This window comes from Segatella copri, from assembly GCF_003465495.1.
In the GTDB taxonomy this organism is placed as follows: domain Bacteria; phylum Bacteroidota; class Bacteroidia; order Bacteroidales; family Bacteroidaceae; genus Prevotella; species Prevotella copri_G.
In genome coordinates this window covers 1-13,934 of the sequence record NZ_QSAV01000057.1, presented here as the reverse complement: position 1 = coordinate 13,934, position 13,934 = coordinate 1, and the positions used below count along the sequence as shown (strand labels likewise).

15 protein-coding genes are annotated in these 13,934 nt (G+C 36.9%); 1 reads left to right on the top strand and 14 read right to left on the bottom strand.

Annotation, left to right across the window (positions count from 1 at the left end):
• The 14 genes from DWV53_RS13470 to DWV53_RS16220 form a co-directional block, all read right to left on the bottom strand.
• Window positions 1-439: EpsG family protein (locus DWV53_RS13470; RefSeq protein WP_220432012.1), on the bottom strand; the 439-nt coding region annotated here is incomplete at its 3' end.
• Window positions 424-1,161: a glycosyltransferase family 32 protein gene (locus DWV53_RS13465; RefSeq protein WP_118154882.1), complete on the bottom strand. Its 738-nt coding sequence runs from the start codon at window positions 1,159-1,161 to the stop codon at window positions 424-426. The genes DWV53_RS13470 and DWV53_RS13465, both read right to left, overlap by 16 nt.
• Complete coding sequence (locus tag DWV53_RS13460; protein WP_118154879.1) at window positions 1,158-2,075, bottom strand: glucosamine inositolphosphorylceramide transferase family protein; 918 nt, start codon at window positions 2,073-2,075, stop codon at window positions 1,158-1,160. The genes DWV53_RS13465 and DWV53_RS13460 overlap by 4 nt, the downstream gene beginning before the upstream one ends.
• Window positions 2,076-2,105: 30 nt before the next feature.
• Complete coding sequence (locus DWV53_RS13455) at window positions 2,106-3,257, bottom strand: ATP-grasp domain-containing protein (protein ID WP_118154876.1); 1,152 nt, start codon at window positions 3,255-3,257, stop codon at window positions 2,106-2,108.
• A gap of 29 nt (window positions 3,258-3,286) precedes the next feature.
• On the bottom strand, window positions 3,287-4,099 hold the full coding sequence (locus tag DWV53_RS13450; protein WP_118154873.1) for a 6-hydroxymethylpterin diphosphokinase MptE-like protein: 813 nt from the start codon (window positions 4,097-4,099) through the stop codon (window positions 3,287-3,289).
• 2 nt (window positions 4,100-4,101) lie between these two features.
• Window positions 4,102-5,619, bottom strand: a complete 1,518-nt coding sequence (locus DWV53_RS13445; protein WP_147468804.1) for a lipopolysaccharide biosynthesis protein — start codon at window positions 5,617-5,619, stop codon at window positions 4,102-4,104.
• Window positions 5,620-5,650: 31 nt separating this feature from the next.
• Window positions 5,651-6,694 carry a sugar kinase gene (locus DWV53_RS13440; RefSeq protein WP_118154867.1) on the bottom strand — a complete coding sequence of 348 codons (1,044 nt, stop codon included), beginning with the start codon at window positions 6,692-6,694 and terminating at the stop codon, window positions 5,651-5,653.
• Complete coding sequence (locus tag DWV53_RS13435) at window positions 6,681-7,451, bottom strand: acylneuraminate cytidylyltransferase family protein (RefSeq protein WP_259318995.1); 771 nt, start codon at window positions 7,449-7,451, stop codon at window positions 6,681-6,683. Before DWV53_RS13435 ends, DWV53_RS13440 begins: the two co-directional genes overlap by 14 nt.
• Window positions 7,452-7,477: 26 nt before the next feature.
• A complete protein-coding gene (locus DWV53_RS13430) occupies window positions 7,478-9,013 on the bottom strand; it encodes an aldolase catalytic domain-containing protein (RefSeq protein ID WP_118154864.1) in 1,536 nt (511 codons plus the stop codon).
• A gap of 389 nt (window positions 9,014-9,402) precedes the next feature.
• Complete coding sequence (locus tag DWV53_RS13420) at window positions 9,403-9,531, bottom strand: hypothetical protein (RefSeq protein ID WP_287570940.1); 129 nt, start codon at window positions 9,529-9,531, stop codon at window positions 9,403-9,405.
• Window positions 9,532-9,850: 319 nt separating this feature from the next.
• A complete protein-coding gene (locus tag DWV53_RS13415) occupies window positions 9,851-11,149 on the bottom strand; it encodes a hypothetical protein (protein ID WP_147468803.1) in 1,299 nt (432 codons plus the stop codon).
• 7 nt (window positions 11,150-11,156) lie between these two features.
• Window positions 11,157-11,519: a hypothetical protein gene (locus tag DWV53_RS13410; protein ID WP_118154858.1), complete on the bottom strand. Its 363-nt coding sequence runs from the start codon at window positions 11,517-11,519 to the stop codon at window positions 11,157-11,159.
• Between the two features lie 288 nt (window positions 11,520-11,807).
• Window positions 11,808-11,945, bottom strand: a complete 138-nt coding sequence (locus tag DWV53_RS15835; protein WP_181992506.1) for a hypothetical protein — start codon at window positions 11,943-11,945, stop codon at window positions 11,808-11,810.
• 78 nt (window positions 11,946-12,023) lie between these two features.
• On the bottom strand, window positions 12,024-12,155 hold the full coding sequence (locus DWV53_RS16220) for a hypothetical protein (protein WP_256615098.1): 132 nt from the start codon (window positions 12,153-12,155) through the stop codon (window positions 12,024-12,026).
• Between the two features lie 445 nt (window positions 12,156-12,600).
• On the opposite strand from DWV53_RS16220, the gene DWV53_RS13405 reads away from it, so the two are divergent.
• Window positions 12,601-13,934, top strand: a 1,334-nt coding sequence (locus tag DWV53_RS13405; protein WP_147468802.1) for a BT4734/BF3469 family protein, incomplete at its 3' end; no start/stop codon positions are given.

The window sequence follows — 13,934 nt, the reverse complement described above, 5'->3', positions numbered from 1 at the left end:
ATTGGCGCATTAAAGAGAATCCATACCAATAAAATATTAACATATAACTTAATATAAATAGAACCATGGAGCCACTTTTTTTGAAGTGTAATGCTGTTAATCCAACTAATAGAATTTTAATAAATGCGCACAGAAATAAAAATATATTTATATTTCCTAATCGACTTGCCAAATAGTTGAGTATACGATAACCATACTCCTTATCATCCAATTCTGAAATATATTTTACTAGTGAATTATATTGTTGAGCCTCAATAAAATATGTTCTACCATAGGTATACATATCCTCACCAACGTTCCAATCACGTAAACCTTCAACCAAACTTGGAATTAACAAGAAAATTATAAAGGAAAAACAAAACGTTAGGCGTTTTTTACTGTTTTCAGCAAAAAAATAGGCACACGTTGTAAAAATAGCAACAATTAAATAAAATAACATATTTTCTTCAATATATTTTTAAATTTACAAATTTTCAAAAACATGCCCTCTCCAAAGTGCATTCTAATATACTGCCCCACTTTGTCCTTTCTAGAAAGCCAAGTTCCATCATACCAATGTATACCACAAGTATTATTGGTTATTCTCATTTTACCAGTTGATTTTGACAATGGGCAAAAATATTCCGTTGGGTATATGATAAAATCATACACCTTTTGTAATTCGTTATTTTGCAATAAACCCTTTTCAATAAATATATTTGTAGTTAAAGTCACTACATTATCCATACCTCGCCCAAAATCAAAGTTCTTCCGTCTATATTCGTCTATAATATGGGATAAAAAGTTCATTTGAGCAACAGCACCCATAACAAGACCAGGAGCTATTGGGTATTTTCCATCACTGACATCCTCAAAAGCCATAAACGGACCTTTGGCAATGATGTCGTCCATATTCTTGATAACCTCAACATCGGTATCAAAATAAAGACCACCATATTTATAGAGAATCCAGAAACGGGCATAATCACTCACAAAGGCATACTTCTTAGCCTTATATGCCTCTGCTGTATAAGGAATGATATTCACATCAAAGTTACTCTCATTCCACTCCTTTATCTCATAATCAGGGAGATACTTTTTCCATGAAGCAATACACTTCTGTGCACTCTTTGGCAGAGGATTACCCCCAAACCAACAATAATGAATTACTTTTGGTATCATAGCTTACTCTTTATCTTATGTAAAATTCTTGTTCCAATCAGGCGATGGTATTCTTTTGCATCGGTAGCAACAATCCATTTGCCTTTAAAATTGATCACGTTAAATTGATGTCCACCTTCTTTATAGAAAGGGATATCCGTCGGCAATATCTTTTCCTTCAATATGGTTTCTTCATACTCTGTTGGAGAAAGCTTCGTTATCTCAGAAACATGAACGTTGTCACCATAGCGATGAGTACAATCTTGAGATACTCTCAACAACTTGCCTTGATGTTCTATCCAACAACCTGCATCGCGCCCAACTTTATTACTTTCAATAATAGGAGAACTAGGATGAGGTGTATATGGACCTTCAAACTTATCACTAATATAGAGTTCCAAAACATTCACAGGTTCACTATATTGCAACATGGTCATCAGGTAATACTTACCGTCTTTCTTGTAAATTGAAGAATCACCATAACCCATTTTTATTTCCTTGTCTTTTGGTTGCTCCATCAATTTTTTAACTAGTCCAAATGAACTAAGACTATCACTAGTTGCTTCATATAGACGTATACTACCATCTTGACCTGTTTCCGGTATCATATATACTTTTCCATTCTCCTCAAACACCCAAGGGTAAGAGAGATGAAATGGTTCTTTCAAGACTACTACAGGCTTAGACCAATGGACTAAATCAGAAGTAGATGTCATCATGAGCACACCTGGTGTATAAAGCCCCTTACTCTCATAAAACAGATGTAGCTTACCCTTATATTCAAATAAGAAAGGATCAGCCACAATAATGGTTGGATTTGCCTTAGCATAAGGCTTTAAGCAATCCACACCAAATATCCTCTTACCCTTCTTGATATCGAAGATTTCATCTTCATTATCAAAAGAAAGAAGCTGAATTTTAAAACATTCTATCATTACTATGTTCTTATATATGCTAACCTTTAATTAAAAAATGCGTCTAACCCTTTTTAAAATAAACTTCCTTATAATATTCAGAATAAGCTGTCTAAATACAGCCTTATCTTGCTTAAAGTAGGTAGTATAACAATTTGCCTTCTTCATATTGCGATACCATTCCTTCCAACCAAATTCACCACTTTTTTTACACCGTAAATATGTAATCTCTGGTACCATATATATTTGATGTACATAAGATTTTCGCAACTCAGCTTTATAATCACCACCAGAATAATATAGATACATTATGTAAGGCACATTTATACCAGCACATGTCTGGCAATATGCATTTCCGTCATTTCTAAAATTCATCTCCGTAAAATAATCTGTACCATTCTTGTCTCGCAAAAATTCTACACTAAACGGCCCATTATATCTTGTTTCCGAAATAAACTTTCGAACCTTATTCTCCAGGGGTTTTAACTCTTCTTCAACCTTATCGAATCGAAGAAAATATGCATTTTCTAGCCCATTAGGTCTGTCAATATGAGTTCTTCCTGAAATGATTATTTCATTACCATCATTGAAAGAACATCCAAGAAACTGAAATTCAAAAACTTTATCAATAAATCTCTGTATTTGGAGAGTTGTACAATGTCCTGAACTATAAACAAACGATTTCAGCTCTTTATAGTCATTGCAGACCCGGATATTATCAATCTTAGTTCCAGCAACACTTGATATTGCTTTCGTAATACATGGATAAATGATATCCTCTGGTATTTCTTGATCTTTTTCCAAAAGCCAAGTTTCAGGTACATTCATACCTATGTTCAGAGCAAGGTTTGACATATATTGCTTGCTCATCAATTCTTCTTGGTGACCGTGAAAAGATGTTAGAGGAAGAATAAATCTATCTTTCAGCTCATCATAATGTTTATCCAACATAGCAGTTGCATCATCTGAACAAGAAATCAGCAACGCCTTCTCTCCATCACCCTTAAAGTCATTCAACAAGATAGAAATAGCATCTTCATTAGTCTTACACTTCCACCCTTGCTTAACAAATTTACTGCAAAGCATATAAGGTTTAGGTTCATCAGTTACGTCAATAACGTTGGTTAAGATACCTTTTTGCCCCAAACTCTCAATAATTGATAATCCGTTATGGTATTCTATTGTTATAATTACAACTTCCATGCTAATTAATATTTTTTTACAAATTTATTCTAAAATAAAGAATCAAAATCCACGCGTGGAAAATATTCCAGTTTACCTCCACGAGTAGCATTCTTGATATTATAGCCATTTTCAAGAGAAGCCTTGGCTGCTGCCTCGTATGCGATTTCCATCTCCCAAGTTGGATTTGGACGTAAATTAGTAGAAGCAGCTGCTTCTTTTTCTGAAGCATAAAAATGATCTCTACCCGCCTCATTATATGTTACGCTACCATCCCTGTTCAAATTCACTTTATATGACATATCACAACCAATAATATAAATTTCAGAACATCCTAAATATACAGCTATCTCCAAACACTCATATGTTGTAGTTCCTATACTTGGAAATGGTTTTGTGATATCAATATCAAATATTGGATTATCCAAAAACTTTCGGTCTCCATCTAAACGTATAAACACCAATTTACCCTTACGAGAAAAAGAATTTAAATAGCGTTTGGGAGTCATTATGCGATAAGTACATTCTGTATTTTCGGAATCCTTCTTATTTTTCATAAGATAATTGCAAGCATCTGTATTATTAAGAAAAGTAGGACGCCAAGGTGTATCTTTACAGATTCTTCCAATCATATTCATTGCAATTGAAATATCACCTGCATTATGAATTTTCGTCAAATCTTCTGTTCGAAGACTAGGACCATTACAAACAACAAAACAACGTTTTCCTTTGTATTTGTCCTTTAAAGATTTTAAAACTTTCTTGTTACTTACAGCAGTACCACTCAAATAATAAGCTGCAAGATTAAGAGAATTAATAACTGCCATTTTTATAGAATGGCATGAAATTCCTAATATTTTCATTTTTATTTTGATATTTTTTTGCGTACTATATTCATAATGTAGCCACGCTCTGATTTATTTAATCCGATTGAGAATATGATAACAGCATTCAATAAGAGAGAAAGTAAGATAAACACAAACATCCAAACTAGTGATGATGGCAAAAAAGATTTCAATATACAATGAAATACCAATGATGGCACAACAACAATTACTACTGGAGTGAATATCTTATTAAAATAATCCCACAAAGAATAGTTAGCTATTGACTGTACAATAATGACAGATGATATATAAAAACATATTCTAACACCTATCATCACATAGAAAACAATGGTTGGAGGATATCCCAGTTTTAAAAACACATATGATATTGGAAAAACCAATAAGAATATACAACTACCAACTACCTGATAACGCTTAATATTACCAGAAGCCAAAGCTACGTCCCATAATGGAGCATGGACAACACATATAAACGAATAACAGATAATTAAAACGGAGAATATGTTTGTAAAATCAGGTACAACTTTTAACCATACACCTAATATCTGGTCGATACAGAAAATGACAGGAATAGCCAACAAATAAAGTAGGCATACCGAATATTTTGTACTGTTAAACAATAACATATTCATATATCCTAAATCACCTTTGGCATAACTTTTCATCAACTGTGGCCTCACCGACATAAAGAAATTATTCGTAAAATTCAGCAATGCTCCATTGATTTGATAGGATATCGCTCTTGCTGCATTTACTACGGGACCAAAGAACATATTAAGCAATAGATTGACGCAATTATCATTTATCATCCATACTAAAGTACCGATAAAATTCCAGCCAACTATGCCTGTTGTTTCTTTTAGAAGCTTAATATTCCAAATTAACCTTATCTTGCATTCCTCATATTTTTTAATGCAATAGCGTATATAGGATCCTTGAATTCCAAGATTCACAAAAAGAAGCAGAAGTCCATAGAATAACAGTCTGTTATGATCAGAAATGCTGATGATATAGCATATCAACAACTTTGCAACTCCCTCGATAATACCGATATAAGAGTATATCTTCATATCTTCGTGAGAAACAATCTCCGAGTTGAAGACTATTCCGACGAAAGTTGCTGCCAAAGATAACAATGTAAATTGAAATACCCATACAGCAGCTATCAACCTGTCTGCCGGGATAACCAACTTATTATATATAAGCCAGATTCCGATGGGCTCAGCTATAATTATTACAGCTATTATGATTGCCAAATATAAAGTAAAATGTTGTTGAAATATTTGTTTAGCCTTTGCTATGTCATTCTGCCCCAACTCAATATTTAAAAAGCGCTGAGTTGCATTGGCAAGAGAACTGCTAAAGAAGGTAAACATGGCAGCCATACCTCCAATAACATTATATACTCCAAAATCTTCAACACCCAATTTATCAAGAAGTACTCGTGATGTAAACAAGGATATAAACATCAACAAGCCCATTCTTAGATAAAGAAACAATGTATTTTTTGCTATTCTTTTAGAATTAGAATCCATAAATTATTATATGTGTATTTAGAGAAGATGCTTATCTCTTTACTCTACCACTAACATTACCACTCATCAAAGCCTCTGCATCATCTACTGTAGCCCAATTGAAATCACCTTTCAACGTATGCTTATAAGCACTAGCTGCAGTTGCAAAACCCAAAGCCTTTTGATTATCCCTATAATGAAGCAATCCGTAAATTAGCCCTCCCATAAAGGAGTCACCACCACCAACTCTATCTACGATATCCGTGATATCATATCTGGCAGACTGATATAGTTGCTTTCCATCATAAAGGATACCACACCAGGTATTGTGATTGGCATTGATAGCGCCACGTAGTGTTACTGCCATCTTCTTGCAACGAGGGAATCGAGTCATCATCTGCTGACAAACGGACTCAAAAGTACTCTGATTAATATTTCCTTGTGTATTGGATGCATCAAAGTTCTTTGGCTTGATACCAAAAACCTTTTCGCAATCCTCTTCATTACCCATGATTAAATCACATCCTTCAACCAAAGCAGGCATCACCTCAGAAGCATCCTTACCATAGTTCCAAAGATTGCCGCGATAATTGATATCACAAGATACCGTTACACCTAATTCGTTTGCTACTTGTATAGCTTTGAAACATTCATCAGCTGCATTTTGTGATAAAGCAGGTGTTATACCCGTCCAATGGAACCAAGTTGCATCTTTCAATATCTCATACCAATTGATACTACCAGGCTCTATCATTGCTATCGAAGAATATTCGCGATCATAAAACACCTTGGATGGGCGCATGTTGCTACCTGTCTCCAGATAGAGAATACCCATTCTCTTACCAGAACGCTGGATATGGTCTACGCCTACACAATGGCCACGTAATTCCATTATGCAATGTTCTGCAATAGGATTTTCAGGCAAGCAAGTAATATAATCTGTAGATATTCCATAATGAGCAAGACTCACTGCAACGTTAGCTTCTGCACCAGCATAACTAACATCCAGGCTATTGCTCTGTATAAGTTTGAGATAATCAGGTGCGCCTAAGCGCACCATGATTTCTCCAAATGTTACAACTTTATTTTTTTGCATATAAACTATTATAAATAATTTCAGCAAGTTGGAAATCATCATTCCAATCTATATCAAACGAGTGAATCTTATCCAATTCATATAAATATGGTTTTACACCAATTCTATCATTGAACTTCAGATAGTTCTCTCTACTATTTATATAAAATGCATGATTAATTTCATATAATGGTTCCAAATCTTGAGTCCGTGGCCATTTTACCTGCTCTCTATCATGATTGATACATTTATTTTCTTTAGCAGACCAAAGAAATTGCTGTACCTTAGTTACACTAAGCAAACTATCATAATTATTTTCACCAATCACTTCCTTCTCATAGACATCAAGTGCATTCTCCAAAACCTGTTTGTCTGCAAATGGTGCTGTTGCATGAACCCAAAATATATGATCAGCATTGACCACTGTTGGGATATAATTAATGAAATCCTCGATGACAGTAGAAGACAAGCACAAAGCTTCTGGTCGCTCTATTACTTGAATTCTATCATTATTGAACGACTGTGCAATCTCAATTGTTTCAGGATCATTTGTTGAAACGATAATATCATGAACTCTGTCAATTTCCAACAACTGATTCAATTTCAACTTCAACAAACCACCTTCAATACCAGCAAAAGTTCTGGTATTCTTGTTCTGAACTCGTTCACTTCCTTTTCTCGTTGGCAAGAAAAAGGCAAATTTCTCATTTCTGCTCATGTTGCTCACATTTTTACCGAAAGGAGTAACTGTATAACTAACAAAAAATACTCCTCCCATATTGTTAATATTAATATTATTTATAACTAAATTAATTGATAAATTGATTTAACTTCTAATTCTTTGTACAATGTATCAGTTAATGATATCAATGGTTTCTTGAAATAAGAAACAAAACCAGTAAATAAAGTTCTATTTTCATTAGTCAAGTCCATTTCCTTTTCAGAAAGGACTTCACCCTTATAGCCATCATATCCAATGACAAAAATATCTTTAGCTTCCAAATCCAATGCAATTTGTAAAGCAATAGCTGTACAAGAATCTAAATAATCCTGGGTGAATACAATGTCTTTTAACTCAAAAGTTGAGTCTTCCGCAAAATCAGGAACTTCAGTTCCCATCTTTCTCGGGAATGGAGCCAAAATACACTTACCATTGAATTCACTTGCTTTGATATTGCGTTTCATTCGCTTTGCCTCATTTCCTACGAGACAATAATATTTATCATTATCTATATCAAGATAAGAAGCAGCATGACGGGAAGTGACAAAAATCACTGCAACGTTTGGATGAGATTTCAGATACTCCTTGATAGCTTCTTGATGCTCAATAGCAGAATTACCACCTCCAATAATCAAAACCTTATCTGTTGGTCTTGCTTCCAAAAGAGGATAATGAGCATTGTCTGCCACACAATTACGTTTGTTATCCAAAGCTCTAACGATGCTATTGAAACTATATGCTCGGTTGGTTACCCATTCCATCACTTCTTTCTGAGGAATTCGATTAGCACCCGAAATCATATATGGCAGATTAGTGCCCCACTGATATTCATCTAGCAATGGCTGGAAGTTGGAGACATAATCGCCTAATACATTGAAATCAACATCCAAGCCTTCGTTTTTAAGATAAGTAAGAAGCAATTCCATATTCAGATTACCAGCACCTCTGCCCATACCCAAAGCAGTAGCATCAACAAAGTCTACACCGCATTCAATAGCAGTCAAAGTATTAATCAAGCCGAGCTGCAAGTTGTTGTGTCCATGGAATCCTACAGCGCAAGTGGTATTTGCCTTCACTTTTGCCGTAATTTCTCTTACTTCAGAAGGAGTAATACCACCGAATGAATCTACCATACAGAACAAATCTGCTACTCCATTGATTTCTGACAGATTATCCAAGAACCCCTTATACTCTGTACTCCATTTTGACATATACATAGTATTGAATGCCACTTCAAATCCCATAGCCTTTACGGCCTTAGCCAAAACAACAGCACGCTCGAAGTTCTTTGGGTCAACAGCCAGACGAACCATGTCGGCTAATCCCTTGATAGGAGTAAGAAGCTCATCCAAATCTTCTGGTAATGTGCTTTTTTCATTCAACATTACCGCAAGTTTCTTGTTAGAGCTCTTACGTAGTTTCTTCAATATGGAAACTGGCGTATAACCAAACTTTCCCATATACTCCTTCGTTGGTTTATTACGATAACCAACTTCCAAGTAATCTACAGGAAGTTTATTGGTTGTCTCGATATAAGTCTTGACAACATCAGAACTAAAATCCCAATTCGTATAGTAACCACCATCACGAAGGGTACAATCTAAAATCTTTGTCTTCATTGATATAAAAATGTATCAAAGCACATGTATTGTAAACAATAAGCGATTATTGTGTACAATAACAATTGCTTGTAGAAATATACTTAGCATATTTAAAAATCGATAGTAAATAGACTCACAAGAAATAAGCTTTACTATCAACAAACTATTTTCGCTCTAATATTTTAAAATTCACTATTCATCTTTTTATGAGCAAGCAAGCAGCAATCTATGCTTCCTAGCTACGATATAGCCATCCAAGCCTAGGACTACGACCTTGCTTTCATCGGCTGCATGAACTACGCTGTTTTTTCATTCATACAATCAGATGTCCTCGCCTACGCTGCGGCAATATAGCAATACTTGTCGATGTAATCGTCCTGGATTGGAGAAATCTTATTGTTGAGTTTCTACACCTTCTCTAGGATTACATCTACTGCTGTTACATGATGGTGCTGAGATAACAGGGTTGCTATACTCAGACCTACGTAGCCGGTACCGGCTACTGCTACTGTTATATCTTTGAAATTTTTCATCATTATAGTGTTATTTCTAAAATCAACCCGTCCTTCTTTACCATTAAAAAAGGCTTTTTTCTACCTCTCCGTCTCTCCTGCAAGGAGAGCTCCACCTCTAACCAAGCCTTCCTCCTCAGAAGGAAGGATGTAACCGCCCTACTCGGTGCTCGGAACCGCTACGCTCTAAGGTTGGCGGACCATCAAAGGTCTTCGCCAAGTTTTGCGGGATGGGACCGCATGGGGCATAAACAATGACGGAAAGGCTACATCCCATTTGCAAAGACGGCATTATAGCATACCATCACTACTGAAATCTTTGGTTGTATCATAATTGAATTACTTATTGAACTTCTTTATTGGCAACATTTTCTTCATTAATCATTTTTTCGTTACCAACATTAACATTTTCTCTTAATTGTTCTCCAAATATCTCATGGAACAAATCTGAGAATTTTGTTTCCTTTCTTATTTCTTTAAAGATAGGCCAATCTCTATAAGCTGTAGCTGTTAGAACTCCATTGTTGTCACCCACCTTTGCCATCAGATTATATGCACTTTCGTAATCATCTTCTAGTACATATTTTGGAAGCAAGAATTCATCTCTCCATGCTGAACAATCTTCATTTCTGAGCACTTCTATACATTTTTCTTGATTATCTGCCCATTTATAAGCCTGAGCTAAGTTTAATGTAAAGAAACACTTGTCGTATATAGAATGCTTAAACTTCACGCCTAATGCAAATATCGACACATCTATTGCAACGTCATACAATTCATCTGATATAAGTTCAAATATGCGAGATATTAAATGTTTATCAACCGAATTCTGATCATCAGTAAATTTCGCCAAGTAAACATTACAAGATAACATATAAGAAAGCATTATGCTTATCTTATATAAATTTTTAAATGCATTCTCAAAATATTCTTTGCTTACTTCTAAGGTAGAACCTATAGAAATATTACCATCAATAGATTTGTGTTTTTTACAAATGTTTATATATTGAGCTGAAACTTTACCATTTGCATGCACAAATAAATTTCTACGCTCTGTGATTTCGATAAATTCACTCCATCCTTGAAACTGCATTAATGTAGAAACTCCTATTGCAGAAGCTAACCATTTGAATTGCTCCTCATGAGAACCTCTTAAGAGATTTTCTATTTTATTTTCTACTATAATCTGCTTTACCTCTCTAACAGAATCCAAGTCTTTCAAGTCTCTATATTTAAAGGACATATCACTATCTTGCAATTTTTCAGGACATAAATTATAAATACATCTTACAAGACCAGCATAAAAAGAATCAAATAAAGAAACCAATGAAACTAAATAGCTAGGAGGAATCAAGTTAAAAGCTTGTTCTGCTCTTCTAACACTTCTTTCCAGATTACGATAGCTTTTACGCTTAGTGTTAGGGATAACTATTTCGTCCTCTTTCTCACTGATATTATTATGGTTTATAAACTCAGCTAATTCTTTACGCGTTTTATTTAATTGCGTTGATAATGTAGTCTGACTAAAACCAAATGTTTCTCTTACGCAAGTTATATTTTCGATGAAGAACTTTAAATTATCAGTAATTCCTGATAAAAGTTCATTGCTGACCTCTCCATCTTCACGGGTGATTGAAACCATAATCTTTCTAATTAAAATCCACAATTTTAAAACTGATAAACTTATTTTTGAAATAAGTCAACAAAAGCTCAACCAAACGCCCAACATGAAGACTTCTTATTTCCCATGAAGGGTCAGGGTTTCTCTTCCACCATGCAACAGTTAATAATACATCATTGCCATCTTGCACCACTTTAAAAAGAACATTCTTTGTAGGATCATTTACATACTGTTCCTTATTATGATATATGACATCAAAATTATCACTTGTCCTGACATAGCTCCAGGTTTCGATAGAAATATCGGAATTCTCACCCTTTACAGCTCGCAATATCGCACCTTTAAGGCGCACTGCAGAAATCATACTATCAGTACTTAATACTATTTTCATCTACTTAATTTATTTTTCAATCATTAAATACTTTATATGTATACCACCAATACAGCGTCCCCACTATATTACAAGTAGTTACACCTATCAGTTTTTGAAAAAAGTTATATTGTATCATGCTTACTGAGATTCGAGAGATTCGTGTTCAAAAATCAACCTGCACGCGAATTGCTTATTGGGGTTACTGAACACGAATTGCACGAATTACACGAATATGTTGCTTGAGAACGAAAAAAATCGTAAGTTTCTAAAAATCCGTGAGATCAGTGTGGGAAAATTCAACATTCCTCACTCTGCTCTCAAGGATTCTATCACAAACCTTTCGAAGCTTGCCTTATAGCCGCCGTCCATCGGGCAAGAATCGTCGGGATAGGACTTGTGATACTCCTCTTCCATGTTGTCAAGATAGTCCATTATCTGCATCACCTGGTCTTTGGTGCAGTGATGCTTCTTCAGCGAAGAACGAAGCAGGCAGTAGGACTGGGTATGACTGGCATAACCCTCTTAGACATGCTTGACTGAATTCTCATTCATGTGGCCAGCCACCTTTAAGGTGCGTACCACATTGCTACTGCCGCCGAGGATGGTATCCGTCAAAGCGCGCAGTGCCTTTTTGGTTTTTGTAAATCGTGTCATTTCTTAATATATTAAAAAAATTTAAATATCTTTTGTTAAGCTATTATAAAATCATCGCCTTTTTGTACCTATATATGTAGGTACAGGATTCTTGGCGGTCTCAACCTTTTTTCTTAAATTCGCAGCAGCTTTCAAGAACGAGGGCTGAAGCAATCTTAAGTTACCGATTGGTGAACAGCGGGGTGAACACTTGCCCCAAGCATTCACCTTTTCGGCTCAGGGGTGAACCCTAGTAAAAAGAACTTTGTATATACAGCGCATGCTAGAAATATAAGAGTCTCTATTATAATGGGTTATATAGTGTTTTTAACACATTATTAACGCTAAAGGTTGGCATCAGGGTTCACCCTTCACCGACTTCATCGCCAAGTGTTCACCCACACTCTTTCTTAGAGAACGTTGGAAACGACTGAATAGTATATAACAACAACAATTTTAAAACGAAATGGAAAAAGAATCAAACACCAACTGCATGAATGGGACAGCTACGATGCCATCGTACTTCCCTTGCATCAAATCTTCGGAGAGCCATCCACTCGCCGACTGGTTGTATCTCAAGAGCGTGATTACCTCTAGCCCTGAGCTACGAATGATGACCGAGACTTACCGCAAGCGCCTCGCCATCAGCAAGCAGTTTGCCGACCAGTACAAGCCTGAGATGCCTGCCATCACGGTTTCGGCACTCATGAACGGCTACGGCAGACAACTTGCCGACTTCCTCAAACCTACCTACATGTTACAGCTCGACTTCGACCATGTGAAGAAGGAAGATATGGAGCAGCTTATCCAACTGGTGAGAGGCGACAGTCATACGATGGTAGAGTATATCACCGTGAGCGGCAGGGGATTCAGAGTATTCTGCGCCTACCGTCCTGTGGATGACGACGACATCAGCGTGCTCGAACTCTTCGATGCCGTGCTGCAGAAGGCGATGGCTTACTACACCCAGCTCCTGGGTATCGCTCCCGACAAGCAGTGTGTAGACATCACCCGATGCGCCGGTCTTGCCTACGACCCGGATGCCTATTTCCGTTGGGATGCCGAGCCTTTTGCCTTGGGACCGAAGGATCTGAACCCCCTCTACACGAAGAAGGCATTGCAGGCGAAGTATTCTGCCAGGCGAAACGCCAAGGGAGGTAAGCGAAGCAGCAAGGTGAAAGAGGAGGCGAAGTCAAGCGACAAGGGTGCGCCTACCATCGAGGAGGCAGCTTCCCATATCAAGGAACTGCTCGACCTGTGGGGCTATCGGTTCGAGCCTGAGCATCACAACGAGTATGTATGGCACTTTGCCGACATCTGCATCTACTATGGCATCCCGCAGGAAGAAGTTCTGACCTACACCGACCGTGAGTTTGGCACCAGCTACGAAGATACGGCTTCTGTCATCAAGTCTCGCTACAAGCATCTGAACAAGTTTGGTATCTGGCATTTCTATCGCCATGGCGAGGGGCGCAGCGCCAAACCATCGGTAAGGGGCATCAAGCAGTGGCTACTCACCCACTATCTGTTCCGCCGAAACGTGCTGACGGGATTTTACGAGGTAGAGAGCCGCTTCGTTTTAGACGGCAAGTATCCTGACTGGGTACGCATCGACGACAATATCGAGAACTCCATCTGGAGCGAAATGGACGAGTCGGGACTGCATCTCTCGGAGAAGACCTTGCACAACATCATCAACAGCGACTTCAGCGAGCCGTTCGACCCCTTGGACGATTACCTGCGCAGTCTGCCGAAATGGAAGAAGGGAGAGGATCCCGACTACATCGACCAGCTCGCCGA

Coding starts and splice junctions, on each gene's coding strand:
- DWV53_RS13465 (WP_118154882.1), bottom strand. CDS start 1,161: ATGATACCAAAAGTAATTCATTATTGTTGGTTTGGGGGTAATCCTCTG.
- DWV53_RS13460 (WP_118154879.1), bottom strand. CDS start 2,075: ATGATAGAATGTTTTAAAATTCAGCTTCTTTCTTTTGATAATGAAGAT.
- DWV53_RS13455 (WP_118154876.1), bottom strand. CDS start 3,257: ATGGAAGTTGTAATTATAACAATAGAATACCATAACGGATTATCAATT.
- DWV53_RS13450 (WP_118154873.1), bottom strand. CDS start 4,099: ATGAAAATATTAGGAATTTCATGCCATTCTATAAAAATGGCAGTTATT.
- DWV53_RS13445 (WP_147468804.1), bottom strand. CDS start 5,619: ATGGATTCTAATTCTAAAAGAATAGCAAAAAATACATTGTTTCTTTAT.
- DWV53_RS13440 (WP_118154867.1), bottom strand. CDS start 6,694: ATGCAAAAAAATAAAGTTGTAACATTTGGAGAAATCATGGTGCGCTTA.
- DWV53_RS13435 (WP_259318995.1), bottom strand. CDS start 7,451: ATGGGAGGAGTATTTTTTGTTAGTTATACAGTTACTCCTTTCGGTAAA.
- DWV53_RS13430 (WP_118154864.1), bottom strand. CDS start 9,013: ATGAAGACAAAGATTTTAGATTGTACCCTTCGTGATGGTGGTTACTAT.
- DWV53_RS13420 (WP_287570940.1), bottom strand. CDS start 9,531: ATGATGAAAAATTTCAAAGATATAACAGTAGCAGTAGCCGGTACCGGC.
- DWV53_RS13415 (WP_147468803.1), bottom strand. CDS start 11,149: ATGGTTTCAATCACCCGTGAAGATGGAGAGGTCAGCAATGAACTTTTA.
- DWV53_RS13410 (WP_118154858.1), bottom strand. CDS start 11,519: ATGAAAATAGTATTAAGTACTGATAGTATGATTTCTGCAGTGCGCCTT.
- DWV53_RS16220 (WP_256615098.1), bottom strand. CDS start 12,155: ATGACACGATTTACAAAAACCAAAAAGGCACTGCGCGCTTTGACGGAT.